We start from the raw sequence: 16,515 nt of genomic DNA, 5'->3' as shown, positions 1-16,515 counted from the left end.
GTAAGAAGTAACTTTTGACAATAACTATGGAAGAGGATGATATTGTGAATAAATCTCAATTAATCGATCAAATCGCAGCTGATGCTGACATTTCTAAAGCGGCTGCTGGTCGTGCGCTAGATTCATTCATTGAGTCTGTAACGGGTGCACTAAAAGACGGTGACTCTGTTGCACTTGTAGGTTTTGGTACTTTCTCAGTGCGCGAGCGTGCTGCACGTTCTGGTCGTAACCCACAAACTGGTGAGACTATTCAAATCGCAGCAGCTAACATCCCATCTTTCAAAGCGGGTAAAGCGCTTAAAGACGCAGTAAACTAATTCAATTTGAATTAGGCGGTGCAGAGTCATCGCGAACTGCTTCAAGATAAAAGGCGTATCTGCTAAGATACGCTTTTTTTATACCATCACTAATCTGATTGGTGTAATGCTTAACCCAAATCTAGCAAACACAAAGTGCTTTAGTGCTTTGACTTAGATAAGAGAAACAATAAATGCTTGAAAAGATCAGAGAAGGCTCGCAAGGCCCGGCGGCTAAAATCGTATTAGGTTTAGTCATCTTATCTTTTGCGTTAGCAGGGATCGGTGGTTACCTAGGTCAAACCACAGAGCAGCCTGTCGCAGAAGTGAACGGAGTAAAGATTTCACAAACCAAGTTTTCTCGTGCTTACTCAAATGAACGCGCACGACTAGAGCAACAGTTTGGCGAATACTTTGCACAGATTGCAGCCGATCCTAATTATATGGCGCAAATTCGCCAAGGTGTTGTTGATCAATTAGTACAACAAGAATTACAAACTCAATTAGCTAAAGAGCTTGGTCTTCGTGTGAGCGATGAGCAGGTTAAAAAAGCGATTGTTGAAATGCCATATTTTCAAATTGGTGGAGAATTCAGTAACGACCGTTACTTACAAGTTATCCGTCAAATGAACTTCCAGCCAGATAGCTTCCGTGAATATCTTCGTGACGAGATGACTCGTGCGCAGTTAATCTCTGCAGTTGCTGGCACTGATTTTGTACTGAAAAACGAACTTCAGCAATCTATTGCGCTACAGCAACAAACTCGTGCTATCGACTATGCGGTATTAAGCAAAGAGTTGGTGAAAGATGAAGTGTCAGTATCAGATGAAGAAGTTCAGAACTATTACGACTTGAATCAAACTCAGTTTCAAGCTCCAGAATTGGTGGCGGTTAACTATATCGAGCTAAAAGCTGAAGATTTAGCGCCTGCAGAACCAGTTACTGAGGAAGCGTTAAAAACGTATTACGAAGAGCAAAAAAACCAATATCTTGAACCTGAAAGACGCCGCGTGTCACACATTCTTGTTGATGCAAGCGAAGATGCTGAAGCCGCTAAACAAAAAGCAGATGAAATTCTGGCTGAATTGAATAACGGTGCTGACTTTGCCGTTGTTGCAGAAGAAAAATCTGACGACGTGGTGAGCGCTGAGCTTGGCGGTGATCTAGATTGGATTGAAAGGGACATGATGGATCCGGCGTTTGAAGATGCAGCATTTGCTCTTGCCGCGGTAGGTGATGTATCTGAAGTGGTTGAATCTGAGTTTGGTTTTCACATTATCAAGCTAACGGACATTCAACGCCAACAAGCGCAATCTTTTGAAGACGTAAAAGACAACCTTCGTGCAGAGCTTGAAAAAGCAGCTAAGATCGATGCGTTCTATCAAAAGCAAACCCGTGTAGCTGAACTTGCTTTTGAAATGGCTGACTCGCTACAAGACGCTGCTGAAGCCGCTGGCGTTGAAATCAAATCAACTGAGCTGGTAAGTCGTAATGCGCTTCCTGAGCCACTGAATTCACCAGCGATAAGCAATACTATCTTCACGCCAGAGCTGCTAGAAGACCGCGTAAACTCTGAAGTGTTAGAAGTTGCACCAGAGCATATCGTGGTGGTTCGTGTTGCTGAGCATAAAGCGGCAGCGACGAAGCCACTTGAGGAAGTCAGCGCGCAGATCAAAACGCAGTTGAGCAATGAAAAAGCGTCGACATTAATTGCAGAGAAAGCACAGTCACTATTTGAGCAACTACAAGGTGGTTCTACTTTAGCTGAGATTGCCAAAGCACAAAATATCGAAGTGAAAAGCGTGACTGAGCTTAAGCGTCGTAGCTACGACGTACCGCCAGCTATCGCAGCAGAAGCATTTAAATTGCCTCAGCCTGGTGTAGCAGAAACAGAATCTGCACTTGTAGAGCTTGGTAATGGTGACTCGGCATTTGTGGTGCTGAAGTCTGTAACCACGCCTGAAGTTGATGGCAAAGTTGATGCGCAGCAGAAGCAGTCAATCACGGCTTCTTATGCAAACAAAAACTATCTTGAGCTACTAGCAGCACTTGAAGCTAAGTCTGAAGTGAAAAGACCACAGTTACAGGTCACAGAGCAGCAATAATCGTTTTTAGATAGCAGAAAGGCGCCAACACGGCGCCTTTTTTATGCCTTGTGACAGGGATATCGGTATTATTGAATATGCTCAAGTACGGTGCTTGCAACCGCTTGTGAAGACTGATAATTCTGGCCCGTCACTATGCGGCTATCTACCTTGATAAAAGACGCATCCCGCTCTCCATATACAAAATTCCCTCCAAGCTCTTCCACTTTAGGCTGAATTTGAAAAGGAAAATGCTTGAAATACGCTCTATCTGGATTTTCAAATGCGGTAGGGTAACCAGTGATTTGTTTTCCTTTGATGAGATACTCGCCATTTTTCAAGCGCAAATTAATGATACCAGCTGTGCCGTGGCATACAGCGGCAACAACACCTTGGTTTTGTTCATATATATGCATAGCAATACGCTGTAGAGTAAGGTTTTCTGCTACTTCATACATGGCATTACTGCCGCCAACATAATAGATTGCCGCATATTGGCTAGGGTCGATTTCAGCTGGACGCATTGTGTTGCTGAGCGCATACATATAGTCAGGTTGGTAAAGGTACTTTTTATGTTCACCGTTTGAAGTATTTATATAGCTCAGGTTTAGCGCGCCACCTTGTGTGCTGACAAAATCAACAATTAGTCCTGCTTGAGTAAATACGTCATAGGCACTGAGTAGCTCTTCGAAGCTCGTGCCAGCTGGCAGCTGACTATCGCCGTGAAAGGCCTTGCTTGACGCGACAATGAGCACTCGGCGACCTAAGTTCGTTACTTGCTCGGAAGTTAGCGTGGTTTGCTGCGCAGATTTACTGATGATTTTCCATGTGCCAGCTATTTTCTTTAGGAGTAGGTGATCGATGTACTGCACGTTTGACTTCAATATATCAATGCGGATTTTGGCCTGTGCAAGGTGATCATTCACGCTGATATTTAGAATTTTTGCGCGCCTGCCTGTGTCTTTTTTCGAGCCTTTATACCAACTCAAATACTCTTTCAACGGGACTTGCCACATCGCTTGGTCTGACTTTTCTAAAATAAGCATCGCATCGGGATGAAACGCTTTTCTTATCATTTCAGGCTGGTTATTCGCGGTGCCACCGATGTAGTGGTTTAATGTAGCGGTAATTTTAGCGGTCTCATCCTCAAAAGCGATGGCGATGCTGGTTTGGATAAGTAGTAAAAATAACAATGGTACTAGTTTTGATAGGGTCATAAGCTTCTCCTGTAATGACTCAGAAGAAACATAAACTTATTTAATTAAAGCAGTCACCTAGAGTATATTTTAGGAGTCTGAGAGTATGTTCTCGGAGTGCTTAAAGCTATTTGGAGAGTACCCCGTGAGCTTCTTAAATGCGGCAAAAAATGTGGATGCAGAATTAAAACCACACTCCAGTGCAAGGTGTTCCAGCGGCATGTTGGTGCTCGAAAGCAAGTGTTTCGCATATTCAACTCTCAAGCCATTGAGATATTGTTTAAAGTTACAATGATAGTGGCGATTTACTATTTGCGATAATTTGTTGTGGCTCGTGCCTAATCGTTTGGCCAATCGGGGGAGCGTTAAATCCGGCTCAGTAAATAGCTTGCTTTCTGACATTAACGACTCAAGTTTGGCTATGAGCTGATTGTATTCATCGTCGCTTATGTGCGTATTGGCATATTTCTTTTCATTAGCAGTTGGTTTTCGTAGTAATTTGGGTGCGAAAAGGATGCTTAAATAGAGCACAAAGCTGAACGTGAGTGCTCCTGTGATGTAAGAAGTGAATGACGAAAAGAAATACGCGGCCCAAATGAGCCAGCAACCGCAGATCACAACCAAAGTTAGATGAAACTCAGCGTTGCCATTGGCGCTTTTGTCTGTAGCTAGACGATAAAAAGTATAAGAACTTATCAGTAAATAACCTAGCCAAAAATAGGATGTGCCTTTGTAACCCCACATTTGCCAAATTTCAGGGTGAAGCTGATAGGGCATAAGTATACCAAATCCAATAATAAAACCGCTTAATGCCAAAAAGTGTATTGTTAGATAACGATTTTTGGTTTCACTGTAGCTTGCAAGTACAAAATTAAGCAGGCAGGGGCCAAGCAAAAAGTAGGCACTCAAACCTATTTGCAGAATCGTTTTATCCAGCTCTGGGTTAAAGTAAAAAAGGACTGATTTGCCAATTCGAATACAAAGTAAAATGAGAAGCACCGACACCCAGCGCAGTGCTTTTGCCTCCTGAAATTTTATTAGCAGTAGGACGCTGAGAATAAAGCCATTAAACACCCCGATAAGTGAGAAGAAAAATAACAGATGGGCACTAAAATCCATTACTTATTCCCCGCGAAATTAAGCAGATAGCAGCTTCTGCATGGTTTTAGATTTTGGAGTATTGAACACACGTTCGGTTTCGCCATATTCGACGACTTTACCGCGATTTAATACCAAAATCTCATCACTCATGTGACGAACCAAACTCAAATGATGTGTGATAAGCACGTACGCAAGTCCCGTTGCTGCTTGTAGCTCTAGCAGCAGATTTACGGTTTGCGCCCGTACGGATGGGTCTAATGATGACAACGCTTCATCCAATACCAGCACTTTTGGGTCTAAAATAAGGGCCCGCGCTAAGGCAACCCGCTGTAACTGCCCGCCACTAAACATATGAGGATAATAGTCTATGTGTTCGCCAAGTAGCCCGACGCGGCTGAGTGTGATGCGGATTTTCTTATAACGCTGCTCTTCGGTGAGTTCAGTATTGTATTGTAGACAATCATCAAGCATATCCCCAATGGTGAGACCCGGGTTGAGCGAGCGAGTTGGGTCTTGAAAGATAAGGCGAATAGTACGACAGTCATGATTGCGAATACCAGCGTCTTCTACAATTTGGCCGTTTAGTAATATTTGTCCTGAGTCTGCCATGTCGGCACCGGCAAGTACTTTGGCGAGCGTACTTTTACCAGAGCCAGTCTCGCCTATGATTGCGAGGGTTTGTCCGGGAGCAAGCGCAAACGACACATCTCTGAGTACCTGCATCGAGCGGCGTCTGAGCAGCCCTTGACGAGAAGTGTAGGACTTGTTTAAGGACTGTACTTTTAAGACGGGTTGCATTTTTGCTTCACCTTAATTAACGGAAAGTGGCAAGCATAACTATGGCCATGCGAGCGACTTTGTCTTGGCGTGACGACACATTCTTTTTGTGCTTGAGGGCATCTCGGCCCCAAGCGGCATCCGATGGGTAAATGCTGTAATGGGGGAATAGTGCCTTTCAAGGCATAAAATGCTTCTTTATGGCCGAGCCCTTGACCAAAGTCAGGTAAACTCTTAACTAGCGCTTGGGTGTAGGGATGTAATGGCTGTTTAAAAATAGCCTGAGTAGGACCTGCTTCAACCATCTGTCCGCAATAGAGCACATGCATTGCGTGGGACCAGTCGGAGATCTCTTCTAGCTCATGCGAAATCATTAATATCGACATGTTCTTAAGCTGGTTTAATGCCTTGAGCAATCGAAATACTTGCGCGCGGGCGGTACTCTCAAGTGCGGTGGTTGGCTCATCGGCAATAAGTAATTTAGGGCTTCTGGCGATGGCCATCGCAATCATGATTTTTTGGCACATCCCCTCAGAAAGCTCATGTGGGTAACTGCTACAGATCTTTTTATCGTCTCGGATCCCAGCTTTGTGCAATAGCGCTCGGACCTTTTCTTTTCGTGCTTTTCTACGACCAAAAAAGCCACCTTTTAAGACGCTATCGGGAATAGATTCCGCGACTTGGTCGAAAATGGTAGCGGTTGGGTCAAGGCTTCGACTTGGCTCTTGGTAAATCATCGCAATATCTTGGCTGACGAGCTTTCTGCGCTTTTCTGAAGATAAACGCATAAGGTCAACGCCACGCCAGTGCATGCGGTCTGCGGTTACTGTCCAGCGCTGATTGAGTACCCCTACAATGGCTTTGGCGATCAGACTTTTACCAGAGCCAGACTCACCGACAAGTGCATGAACTTCGCCTTCTTTAAGGCTAAGGTTGACCTTATCAACCGCGCGAATAACACCGTCTTCGGTACGTAGTTCAATGGTGAGGTTCTTAATGTCTAGTAATTGCATTAATCTGCCTTACGTTGTTTCAGCGCTTCACGCAGTCCATCACCAACCAAGTTGGTAGACAGTACTGCCAAAAAAAGCAATACACCTGGGAGGCCTACAGTCCAAGGCGCGAGATAAATTAAACTTAAGTTTTCTTGGAGGATAGCACCCCATTCGGTCGATGGAGGCTGCGCACCGAGCTTTAAGAAACCAAGTGCCGCAATATCCAAAATAGCAGTCGACAGCGCCATGGTGAAGATAACCACGATATGCTCGTAAATGTTAGGCAGTATGCCACGGACGAGCAGTTTCCAGCGTGTTGCACCATCAAGCTTAAAGGCGATGATATAGTCTTTACTCAGCTCAGTGACCACTAAGTTTCTAATCGAGTGGATGTATTGTGGCAATAGCGCGAAGATAATCGCCCACACTGTATTCATCAAACCTGGCCCCAATATAGCAATGATGATAATGGCCAGCAATAACGAAGGAATGGCGAGCGTAATATCCAATAAGTGATTAAGAAAGCTGGATTTTAAGCCTCGACTGGCGCCAGCAAGCGTACCAAGTACGACGCCGAGCGCCGTGGTAACCAAGGCTGCAATGATAGATAAACCAAACGTGTAGGTTGCTCCATTCATTAAGCGCGATAAGATGTCTCGCCCTAAATCATCTGTACCGAGTATAAAGCGCACATCGCCATCGTCATGCCAAGAAGGTGGTAGCAACAGGGCATCAGCATGCTGCTGGTTAACACCATAGGGCGCGATCAGCGGCGCTGTTAAAGCCAACACCGTCAGAGCAACAAACAGCCATAAACCCACTAGCGCAACGTGGTTTGAGCGGAATTTACGCCATAACCTAAATAAAGGTGAGCGATTAGACTCTTCGGTAAATAGATTAAACTTTGCCATGAGCCTGATTCCTTGCGAGCGGATCGAGTATCGAGTGAATAAAATCAGACAACATGTTGGCAATGATAACAAAGAAAGACACCGCGAGCAGTCCCCCTTGGATGGCGGGGAAATCACGTTGATAGATGCTTTCAATTAACCATCGACCGATCCCAGGCCAAGAGAATATCACCTCAGTGATCATCGCAAGTGTGATGAGCGTGCTAAATTGGAGACCAATTTGTTTTATCACTGGAAGCAGCGCATTTCTCAGCGCGTGGTGGATGATAAGCTGGCTGCGATTAAGGCCTTTTGCTCTAGCTGTTTTAATATAGTTCTGGTCGAGGACTTCGAGCATAGAGTCGCGAGTAAAGCGGATCAAAACTGTCGTTGGGTACATAGCCAGCACAATTGTCGGCAGCGCTAAATGATGAAGTGCATCCCAAAATGCGGCACCACCATAGGGAAAATCTTCAAGATAAATATCAATCAGAATAAAATGAGTAACGGGCTGTATTTCATAAAGTAAGCCAATTCTACCGGACATGGGGAAAAGCCCAAGGCCCAGACAAAATGCCATAATAAGCAGCAGGGCTAACCAAAAAACTGGAATGGAAAATCCCATCAAGCTTAATGAGTTAATGAGCTTATCTGGCCACTTTTTATGATAAGCGCTGGCTATTACTCCACTTGGTACACCAATCAAGACTGCAACCGTCAAAGCATATAAACACAGCTCAAGCGTTGCTGGAAATAGATGTTTCACATGAGAAAGCACGGGCTGCCCTGATGATAAAGATAAACCCCAGTCGCCTTCAAACATACGAGTCATAAACGCGGCATATTGCACAAAGATATTTTCTTCAATACGATATTTTTCAACTAGCGCCTGCGTTTGGGCATAACTCGAGTTGACTTCACCACTGAAGTTAGTGATCAACTCACCAGGAAACAGATAATTGAGGGCGAAAGTAAAAATCGTTAGGGTAAACAACATAAAGCAAAGCAAGCTCAGTCGTCGATAAGCATATTTTGCGAACATGTTAGTCTCTCCTTGCCTCAGCGAGCGAAATACCACCAAATGGACGTAATGAGACGCCCTTGATATCAGAGCTAGTTGCTTGGAACCTTAGCCCGTGCGCAATTGGAACGAGAGGCAGTTGCTCAATGACCATTTTTTGTGCTTGCTGATAATAGTATTTTCTTTCTTCCATATTGTTGGTGTCTAACGCTTGAGTGAGCAATAAGTCAAACTCCGGATTACACCAGTTGGAAGGGTTTTTGCCACTAAATGTTGCAGTGCAGCTCAATAATGGGCTGAAGAAATTGTCTGGATCAGGTGTATCTGCTGCCCAGCCTAACAACACGCTATCATGCTCATGGCGGCCAACGCGTTCAATAAAGGTATTCCATTCGTACTCGACGATTCTGGCATTGACGCCAATATCACGTAAATCACGTTGAATAAGCTCAGCCATTTTCCGCGCGTTAGGATTGTAAATTCGCGACACCGGCATGGCCCATAAGGTCATGGAAAAACCACCCTCAAGACCAGCCTGTTTCAAATACTCTTTGGCTTTTTCAGGGTCATATGTTGGCATTTTTTGCTGTGCTTCAAATGCCCATGAAGAAGGGGGAAGCATCGAGCGGGCTAAAATTCCATTGTTGTAAAATACCGCTTGCATGATTTTTTCAAAATCTATGCTGTGCGCCAGCGCTTTGCGGACCAACGGATTATCAAATGGTGGCTTTTCGGTGTTGAATGCCCAGTAGCCTATATTCAGATTTGCGGCCTTTTCAACTTCTATGTCTTTTCTTTGCTCAAGCACGGTGAGCTGGGTAGCACTGGGGTGCGCCGTAATATCACATTCTTTAGTTAGCATTTTTGCGATGCGGCTAGTGCCATTGGTGGTGATATCGTAGACCAATTGTTCCATGTATACCGGGTGTTTCCAGTAATGCTCATGGCGATAATATCGGATCAGGTTATCACGTAAAAATTCACGGTACTTATACGGACCTGTGCCTACGGGCTTTTGATCAAAATCTTGCTTATGTTCAAGCTGTATAAGCTGATCGGCATATTCTTTAGAAAGAATGACAGCGAAGTCTGTGGCGATATTGGATAAAAAGCTACTTTCCGCGTTGAACAGATCAAAGCGAACGGTATGTTCATCCACTTTTTTTACTTGGCGGATCAGTTGGTCGAGTCCAATACTTTGAAAATAAGGATAATTTGCATCACCAACAAAGTGGTACGGATTGTAAACATCAAATAAACGGTTAAATGAGAATACCACATCATCGGCATTCATTTTTCTTGTTGGTGTGAAGTAGAGGGTATCGTGAAATTGGACATCATCCCTCAGGGTAAAAGTGAAAGATTTACCGTCTTTGCTGACCTGCCAAGACGTTGCCAACTCAGGTAAGAATTCGCCGTTTTCAGGATCAATACTGATCAAGGTGTCATAAAGCTGATTGGCAATAATATCAATCGTAGACCCTGTTGTGGTCACTTGTGGATTAAATGACACAGGGTTCGCTTCTGCACAATATACTAAGCCTTGTGACTTATCATTCACTTTATTTGGCGTCTGATCCGTACAGCCAAATAAAGCGGTACACAGCACACCAAAAAACAATTTACGCACCACTATGCCTCTTGTTTTTGGTTTTGGTCCAGTAGGTTGTATTTTTTCAAATAACCTCTAAGTTGATGATACGTCAAACCAAGGTTTTGTGCAGTTTTCTTTTGATTAAATTGACTAAATTCAAGCGCTTTTTGCAGCATTGTGATTTCATAGCCGTTGGAAAGCGATTTTAAATCACAAGGGAAGTCGAACTCGAGGGCTGGATCTGCCTGTTGTTCATTACTCGGTTGCGCCGTAGGCAACGGCTCAACTTTATGAGTGGCTGCAGTTGTTGGCTGGGCATTTGGTGCTTTGATCCGTTGGCTCGGCCTAAATGGGCTAGCAAAGGGGTCAAACACAATATCATGAACCGGAATTTGATCATTGCCATGACGATATAAACTACGTTCAACTACATTTTTGAGCTCACGGATATTGCCGGGCCACGGGTAATCAAGCAGCTTTTCGATGGCTTTGCGGGTAAAGCCGCTAAATAACTCCCATCCTAAATCCCGAGCCATATTTATCGCAAAATGTTCGGCCAATAATAAGATGTCTTCTTTTCTCGCTCTTAATGGCGGTAAGGTGATGACGTCAAATGCGAGGCGGTCCAATAAGTCGTGTCTGAACTCTCCAGCATCGGCAAGAGTGGGGAGATCTTCATTGGTAGCGCATACCAGTCGAGTATCTACTTTTACGGTTTGCTTGCCGCCAACTCGCTCGAACTCACCGTATTCAATTACACGCAAGAGCTTTTCTTGCACCATTGCAGAGGTATTAGCTAACTCATCCAAAAACAGTGTGCCACTGTTAGCGCGTTCAAATCGACCTTCATGGCGCTTGCTTGCACCAGTAAAGGCACCGCTCTCGTGACCAAATAATTCACTCTCTAAAAGGTTTTCGTTTAGGGCTGCACAGTTTAGTTTGACGTATTCCTGATCCCACCGCTCTGAGAGATAATGCAAACGTGCCGCAATTAACTCTTTACCTGTGCCACGCTCGCCAATAATAAGCACGGGCTTTTCTAAAGGAGCGAGCTGTGAAACCTTGTCTAGCACAGCTAAAAAGCTGTCAGATTGGCCTAATAAATTATCCTGTTGGCGAAAACGGCTCATATTGCCTAACTCTTAGTGGTTTTTACTAATAACTAGTGTATTTTAAAATAAGTGATAACTAAAGGCTTTTTAAAAATAAAATAACCTTATGATTTTATTATATTTTTAATTTTGTTAAAGTTGGCAAGCTATTTGATACATAGAAGTAAGCAATTTAGCTATTAACCAAAGAGGTAACCACTATGGGAATTTTTTCTCGTTTTGCAGACATAGTGAATTCTAATATTAATGCTATTTTGGATAAAGCCGAAGATCCAGAAAAAATGGTTCGCCTAATTATCCAAGAAATGGAAGATACACTAGTTGAAGTAAGATCGACCTCAGCAAAAACACTCGCTGAGAAAAAGGAGTTAACACGCCGTCTAGATCAGCTAAAAGCACAGGTAGATGATTGGCAAACCAAAGCAGAGCTTGCATTAAGTAAAGAACGTGAAGATTTAGCACGTGCTGCTTTACTTGAAAAGCAAAAGTCTGCGGAAGATGTTGCAGCCCTTGAAAAAGAGCTAGAGCATGTAGACACGCACATTGAAAAGCTGCAGCAAGAAGTCAGTACATTACAAGATAAACTGGCCGACGCAAAAGCGCGCCAAAAAGCGATTGTACTACGTCAGCGCTCAGCAGAATCTCGTTTAGAGGTGAAAAAGGCACTCGACAGCAGTAAAGTAGATGATGCCCTAAATCGCTTTGAGCGTTATGAGAGCAAAATCGATGGCCTAGAGTCGCAAATCGAATCTTACGATTTAGGTAAGAAATCTTTAGCGGATGAGATTGCTGATCTGCAAAAGAACGAAAAGATTGACGATGAGCTTGAACAGCTGAAAAAGAAAATGGCTGAAAAGTGAAAATAGTCGCACCTACTGTCAGGGTAGGTGCTAACCAACTACAATAATAACAGCCAGGTTGAAGGCAGGAGAAGATTATGTTTGACGCAGAAGTTTTAATGGCTCCGTTGATTATTTTTATGGTCATCGTGGCACCACTTTGGTTGATTTTGCACTACCGTAGCAAAAAGCAGGTAAGCCAAGGGTTAAGTGAACACGAGCATCGTCAGCTTATCGAATTAGCCAGCAAGGCAGAAAAAATGGCAGATCGTGTTGAAACGTTAGAAGCTTTACTTGATCAAGAGTCACCACAATGGAGACGCAAGTTATGAGTAGAGTAAAGCGAGAGCTATATCGTGACCCAAGTCGCGGCAAGATAGCAGGGGTATGCGCAGGTCTTAGCGATTACTTCAACATGGAGTTATGGCTTGTTAGGATTTTATTCATCACAGCCGTGCTATTATCTGGTGGCCCATTATTTATCGTCGTGTATGTGGCATGCTGGTTTATTTTAGATAAACGTGAAGTGACACCAAACCGTTCGCCTGATGCGAAAGATGAGGATAAAGTATCGGTGAAGTTTAAGGTGTGGCAAAAAGGCGAGCCGCCAAGACAGGCACTTTATGACCTAAAAGACAGATTATCACGACTTGATGGTCGCATTCAGAACATGGAACGCTACGTAACTTCCCCTGAATTTACGGTTAGCAGAGAAATTGACAAGCTATAAGGCGGTATTGGCCGCCTTGGCATTTTCTTGAGGGGCACTTTTCTACTTATGACTACGTCACGTTTTCGAACCCCATCTTCCCTAGATAAGTTAAAACAACAAGCCAAAAAAACGCTCCACCGCTCTTTTGATAAGCATATAAAGCTTGCCGTAACCGGGTTTAGTGGCAGCGGGAAAACCGCATTTATCACGGCTCTTATCAAGCATCTGACTACCCAAACGAGCACCGACAACTTACCGTTTTTAGATGTCGTGAGTGAAGGTCGTCTTGTTGCGTGTCGTCCTGAGCCGCAGAAGGCACTGGCGGTACCAACTTTTGACTATCAGCAAGCGATAACTTGTTTGTTGGAAGAGCCGCCAACATGGCCTGCGTCAACCAAACGTATCAACACCTTAACACTGGCGTTTAGGTATCATAGTGAACGCGGACTCAAACAGCACTTAGCGCAAACCCATACACTATACCTTGAACTATATGATTACCCAGGTGAATGGTTAATGGACTTGCCGCTACTTAAAATGACTTTTCCCGAGTGGTGTGAGCAGCAATTTGCATTATTAAATAAGCCTAAATACCAGCCATTTGCACAAACGTTTTTACAGCTCCTCAAGCAGTTTGATGGGACGGAAGCGGTGGATGAAAGTAAGCTGAAAATGCTTGCACAAAGTTACCATGCGCTTTTAGCGCAGTTGCAGCGGAATACTCGTTTATCTAACCTGCAACCTGGCCGAGCGTTGATCCCAGGTGACCTTGAGGGAGCGCCAATATTGCTGTTTTTCCCGGTACAAGTTCACCCAAACGACATTACCGAGCATTCACAATATCAACAGCTTGTGGAGCGTTTTGAAGCCTACAAAAAGCAAGTCGTCGCGCCATTTTACAAAGATTACTTTTGTCAGTTTGACCGCCAAGTCGTGTTAGTTGATCTATTGGGTAGCCTAAGTGATGGCTATGACACACTGAAAGAGCAAGAAGATGCGTTAAAGCAGATCCTCGCCATGTTTTCCCATGGTAAAAGTGGCTTTTTGTCTCGTTTATTTAACCCAAAAATAGATAAGGTGCTATTTGCCGCCAACAAATGTGATGGCGTCTTGAACGAGCAGCAAACCAATTTGACAAGGTTGTTAAATGAAATGCTGGTGGACAGTGCCAATGAGCTTCGCTTCAACGGGGTAACCGTGGATACGATGTCTCTTTCTTCGGTGAGAAGTGTTGAGTCAAGGGCGGTGAAAGAGGGGACGCAACATGTGCAATGTATCTACGGCAAGCCAGTCGGCGAGCAGCAGTTTATTAATTATGTACCACCAACCCCGCCTGATCACGTTCCAAAAGCGCAGGCTTGGCCCCAAAGTGGGTTTGAGTTTTTAGCGTTTGAACCGCTACCTGCGAGGCAAGGAAACTTATCGCATATCAGGCTTGATCATGCTTTGCAGTTCTTAATTGGAGATAAATTAAGATGACAGATCAGACAAAATCTTACCAAGGCTCGGGTAGGCGCTTAAACATCGATACTGAACGCCAAGATGAGTCTCAACATTTGGGTGGTGAAGGCAAAGTTCTCGGCAACGAGCTGGTTGTGAGTGAAAGCCTTGATGCTGTGCCTGAACCCGAGTTACCGAAAATTGAACGTATTTACGAATCGCCTTGGCGATTTGGGTTTAAGCAGTGCTTTTTGCTTGCGCTATTAATACTTATCATTGTGGAAACAGCACTGACCTTGATAGAGAGCTATGAGCAAAATATTCTGCTGTTTAGTCTATACACCACCGTGTTGTCTCTTGGGTTGCTTGCGCTATTTAAGTTCTTATTTTCGGAAGTCATCGCACTTAGCAAGCTAAAACAACATCAGCAAATTAAGCATGATGCCCTGCGCTTATTACAGAGTGACCAAATTGGCGAGGCGCGAGCTTGGCTTGGGCCACTATTAAAAGCGCATCCAGAGCAAAAGGTTGCCGCATTTGAAGAGGCGTTACAGCCTCACCACACAGACAAAGAAGTCATCACTTTATATGAAAAAACTTTGCTCCGAGGCCAAGATGCTGAAGCTAAAAAGCTAATTCAGGAGCATGCAACAACATCGGCGCTCTTAGTTGCTTTAAGTCCACTTGCACTTGTGGATATGCTGGCGGTGCTTTGGCGCGGAGTCGTGCTGGTGGAAAAGATCAGCAAACATTATGGTATTCGATTAGCGTATCGTAGCCGCATCACCTTGTATAAAATGTTGTTGAAGCAAATGGTATTTGTTGGCGCAAGTGAACTGGTAAGCGACCTTGCTGCGACCAGTGTGGGGGCTGAATTACTTGGCAAGCTTTCTACCCGTTCGGCACAGGGCCTAAGTGCTGGGATATTCACAGCCCGCTTGGGCTATAAGGCGATGGAACTTTGTCGACCATTGCCACGCTTGGAGCACAAACAAAGTCTTTTAAAAAATGCGATTAGCTCAGTCGTTGATGTGCTATTAAGGCGTAGCAAAAAAGATTAAGCGGCAACAATTTTATACACCTCTTTAAGTAAAACTGGCTAGTCACAATAAGTGAACTAGCCGTCTCCCCATCTGGCATGCTTGTCTATTTTTCTAAACTGCCCTACATATTGGTTATTACACAAAAACGACGCTAATCAATTCACTACCATGTTTATTTGGTTGGCAATAATAAAACCAGCAGGCAAGTATGAAAAAATTAAGAGATGACAGTCAGTGTATTCACGGACCCAATCATTTTGACGACCCACATGGGGCGTTAACCGCTCCTTTGTATCAAACCTCAACATTCCACTTTAAAGACGCAGCGCAAGGAGCCGCAAGGTTTGCCGGTGAAGAGCCCGGCTATATCTATACTCGCTTAGGCAACCCTACGACGCGAGAGCTAGAAGAAAAAGTAGCTCGACTCGAGGGAATGGAAGATGCTGCGGCGACCGCCACTGGTATGGGTGCCGTGTCTGCATCGGTGCTGAGCTTTTTACAGCAAGGCGACCATATGATTGCATCAAGCGCATTGTATGGCTGTAGCTTCGCACTATTTGCGCATATGTTGCCTAAATTCGGTATTGAGGTGTCATTTGTTGACTTAACCGATGAACAAGCGTTACGTGATGCGGTACAGGAAAATACAAAACTATTGTTTGCTGAAACGCCAATCAACCCCAACATGACGGTATTAGATCTGAAAATGTTAGGGGAGATCGCTAAACAGCACGAGCTCTTGTTTGTCGTTGACAATACTTTCATGACGCCGCTTTTACAAAAGCCTGTGAATTATGGTGCTGATCTTATTGTGCATAGCGCAACCAAGTACCTAAATGGTCATGGAGATGTGGTAGCAGGGCTCGTGTGCGGTTCAAAAGAGCACATAGAACTTATCAAATTAACCGTGTTAAAAGACATTGGCGCTACAATCAGTCCTCATGATGCTTGGTTAATCAATCGAGGGTTGAAAACCTTAGCTTTGCGTGTACAACGCCACTGTCAAAGCGCACAAACGGTAGCTGAGTTCCTAGAAGCGCACCCTAAAGTGAATAAAGTCTACTACCCAGGTTTACCTTCGCATCCTGGTTACCAATTTCTTGGTGAACAAATGAAAGGGGCTGGTGGGGTAATTGCTTTTGAAATCAACGGCTCGCTAGAGCAGGGTGAGCAATTTATCAATGCGACTGAGCTGTGTACGTTAGCGGTAAGTCTAGGTGATCCGGAAACGCTCATTCAACATCCGGCATCAATGACACACTCTCCTTATACACAAGAGGAAAGGTTAGCTGCGGGAATTTCTGATGGACTAATTCGGATTTCAGTGGGGCTTGAAGACGTAGAAGACATTATTGACGATCTTAAGCAGGCGTTTGATAAAATATAGCTGTAAGTTAATTTTTACAAAGGGGCTG

At 44.2% G+C, this 16,515-nt stretch carries 16 protein-coding genes; 8 read left to right on the top strand and 8 right to left on the bottom strand.

Going from position 1 to position 16,515, the window contains the following annotated elements; genetic code table 11:
- Window positions 1-44 precede the first annotated feature (44 nt).
- Both hupB and PNC201_RS11620 read left to right on the top strand, forming a co-directional pair.
- Window positions 45-317, top strand: coding sequence for a nucleoid-associated protein HU-beta (gene hupB, locus PNC201_RS11625; RefSeq protein WP_010371157.1), 273 nt, complete (start codon window positions 45-47; stop codon window positions 315-317).
- A 173-nt stretch (window positions 318-490) separates the two neighbouring features.
- Window positions 491-2,401 (top strand): SurA N-terminal domain-containing protein, encoded by a 1,911-nt coding sequence (locus PNC201_RS11620; RefSeq protein WP_102057139.1) that lies wholly within the window; start codon window positions 491-493, stop codon window positions 2,399-2,401.
- 68 nt (window positions 2,402-2,469) lie between these two features.
- Here the strand turns inward: PNC201_RS11620 and PNC201_RS11615 are convergent, their stop codons facing one another.
- From PNC201_RS11615 to pspF, 8 genes are all read right to left on the bottom strand, one after another.
- Window positions 2,470-3,597 carry a nuclear transport factor 2 family protein gene (locus PNC201_RS11615; RefSeq protein ID WP_102057138.1) on the bottom strand — a complete coding sequence of 376 codons (1,128 nt, stop codon included), beginning with the start codon at window positions 3,595-3,597 and terminating at the stop codon, window positions 2,470-2,472.
- Between the two features lie 69 nt (window positions 3,598-3,666).
- Window positions 3,667-4,695: a helix-turn-helix domain-containing protein gene (locus PNC201_RS11610; protein ID WP_102057137.1), complete on the bottom strand. Its 1,029-nt coding sequence runs from the start codon at window positions 4,693-4,695 to the stop codon at window positions 3,667-3,669.
- A gap of 18 nt (window positions 4,696-4,713) precedes the next feature.
- Window positions 4,714-5,475, bottom strand: coding sequence for an ATP-binding cassette domain-containing protein (locus PNC201_RS11605; protein ID WP_102057136.1), 762 nt, complete (start codon window positions 5,473-5,475; stop codon window positions 4,714-4,716).
- Entirely contained in the window at window positions 5,460-6,467 is a 1,008-nt protein-coding gene (locus PNC201_RS11600; RefSeq protein WP_010606731.1) for a peptide ABC transporter ATP-binding protein, read from the bottom strand. Before PNC201_RS11600 ends, PNC201_RS11605 begins: the two co-directional genes overlap by 16 nt.
- Window positions 6,467-7,360, bottom strand: a complete 894-nt coding sequence (locus PNC201_RS11595) for an ABC transporter permease subunit (protein ID WP_010371175.1) — start codon at window positions 7,358-7,360, stop codon at window positions 6,467-6,469. Before PNC201_RS11595 ends, PNC201_RS11600 begins: the two co-directional genes overlap by 1 nt.
- Complete coding sequence (locus PNC201_RS11590; protein ID WP_102057135.1) at window positions 7,347-8,381, bottom strand: ABC transporter permease; 1,035 nt, start codon at window positions 8,379-8,381, stop codon at window positions 7,347-7,349. The genes PNC201_RS11595 and PNC201_RS11590 overlap by 14 nt, the downstream gene beginning before the upstream one ends.
- Window position 8,382: 1 nt before the next feature.
- Entirely contained in the window at window positions 8,383-9,990 is a 1,608-nt protein-coding gene (locus tag PNC201_RS11585; RefSeq protein WP_442793307.1) for an ABC transporter substrate-binding protein, read from the bottom strand.
- A 2-nt stretch (window positions 9,991-9,992) separates the two neighbouring features.
- Window positions 9,993-11,084, bottom strand: a complete 1,092-nt coding sequence (gene pspF, locus PNC201_RS11580) for a phage shock protein operon transcriptional activator (RefSeq protein ID WP_102057133.1) — start codon at window positions 11,082-11,084, stop codon at window positions 9,993-9,995.
- Between the two features lie 182 nt (window positions 11,085-11,266).
- Here pspF and pspA point away from each other — a divergent pair, with 182 nt between their 5' ends.
- From pspA to PNC201_RS11550, 6 genes are all read left to right on the top strand, one after another.
- Window positions 11,267-11,926 carry a phage shock protein PspA gene (gene pspA / locus PNC201_RS11575; RefSeq protein ID WP_010371188.1) on the top strand — a complete coding sequence of 220 codons (660 nt, stop codon included), beginning with the start codon at window positions 11,267-11,269 and terminating at the stop codon, window positions 11,924-11,926.
- Window positions 11,927-12,003: 77 nt separating this feature from the next.
- The gene (gene pspB / locus PNC201_RS11570) at window positions 12,004-12,237 is read left to right on the top strand and encodes an envelope stress response membrane protein PspB (RefSeq protein ID WP_010371190.1); all 234 of its coding nucleotides are present in this window, start codon (window positions 12,004-12,006) and stop codon (window positions 12,235-12,237) included.
- Entirely contained in the window at window positions 12,234-12,635 is a 402-nt protein-coding gene (gene pspC / locus PNC201_RS11565) for an envelope stress response membrane protein PspC (RefSeq protein ID WP_010606736.1), read from the top strand. The genes pspB and pspC overlap by 4 nt, the downstream gene beginning before the upstream one ends.
- A gap of 48 nt (window positions 12,636-12,683) precedes the next feature.
- Complete coding sequence (locus tag PNC201_RS11560; RefSeq protein ID WP_102057132.1) at window positions 12,684-14,096, top strand: YcjX family protein; 1,413 nt, start codon at window positions 12,684-12,686, stop codon at window positions 14,094-14,096.
- Window positions 14,093-15,118 (top strand): TIGR01620 family protein, encoded by a 1,026-nt coding sequence (locus PNC201_RS11555; RefSeq protein WP_102057131.1) that lies wholly within the window; start codon window positions 14,093-14,095, stop codon window positions 15,116-15,118. Before PNC201_RS11560 ends, PNC201_RS11555 begins: the two co-directional genes overlap by 4 nt.
- A gap of 190 nt (window positions 15,119-15,308) precedes the next feature.
- Window positions 15,309-16,487: a trans-sulfuration enzyme family protein gene (locus PNC201_RS11550; protein ID WP_010606739.1), complete on the top strand. Its 1,179-nt coding sequence runs from the start codon at window positions 15,309-15,311 to the stop codon at window positions 16,485-16,487.
- The last annotated feature ends 28 nt before the right edge of the window (window positions 16,488-16,515 follow it).

This window comes from Pseudoalteromonas sp. NC201 (assembly GCF_002850255.1).
Classification (GTDB): domain Bacteria; phylum Pseudomonadota; class Gammaproteobacteria; order Enterobacterales; family Alteromonadaceae; genus Pseudoalteromonas.
This window is presented reverse-complemented; position numbering and strand designations above follow the sequence as displayed.

Coding starts and splice junctions, on each gene's coding strand:
- PNC201_RS11620 (WP_102057139.1), top strand. CDS start 491: ATGCTTGAAAAGATCAGAGAAGGCTCGCAAGGCCCGGCGGCTAAAATC.
- PNC201_RS11615 (WP_102057138.1), bottom strand. CDS start 3,597: ATGACCCTATCAAAACTAGTACCATTGTTATTTTTACTACTTATCCAA.
- PNC201_RS11610 (WP_102057137.1), bottom strand. CDS start 4,695: ATGGATTTTAGTGCCCATCTGTTATTTTTCTTCTCACTTATCGGGGTG.
- PNC201_RS11605 (WP_102057136.1), bottom strand. CDS start 5,475: ATGCAACCCGTCTTAAAAGTACAGTCCTTAAACAAGTCCTACACTTCT.
- PNC201_RS11600 (WP_010606731.1), bottom strand. CDS start 6,467: ATGCAATTACTAGACATTAAGAACCTCACCATTGAACTACGTACCGAA.
- PNC201_RS11595 (WP_010371175.1), bottom strand. CDS start 7,360: ATGGCAAAGTTTAATCTATTTACCGAAGAGTCTAATCGCTCACCTTTA.
- PNC201_RS11590 (WP_102057135.1), bottom strand. CDS start 8,381: ATGTTCGCAAAATATGCTTATCGACGACTGAGCTTGCTTTGCTTTATG.
- pspF (WP_102057133.1), bottom strand. CDS start 11,084: ATGAGCCGTTTTCGCCAACAGGATAATTTATTAGGCCAATCTGACAGC.
- pspA (WP_010371188.1), top strand. CDS start 11,267: ATGGGAATTTTTTCTCGTTTTGCAGACATAGTGAATTCTAATATTAAT.
- pspB (WP_010371190.1), top strand. CDS start 12,004: ATGTTTGACGCAGAAGTTTTAATGGCTCCGTTGATTATTTTTATGGTC.
- pspC (WP_010606736.1), top strand. CDS start 12,234: ATGAGTAGAGTAAAGCGAGAGCTATATCGTGACCCAAGTCGCGGCAAG.
- PNC201_RS11560 (WP_102057132.1), top strand. CDS start 12,684: ATGACTACGTCACGTTTTCGAACCCCATCTTCCCTAGATAAGTTAAAA.
- PNC201_RS11555 (WP_102057131.1), top strand. CDS start 14,093: ATGACAGATCAGACAAAATCTTACCAAGGCTCGGGTAGGCGCTTAAAC.
- PNC201_RS11550 (WP_010606739.1), top strand. CDS start 15,309: ATGAAAAAATTAAGAGATGACAGTCAGTGTATTCACGGACCCAATCAT.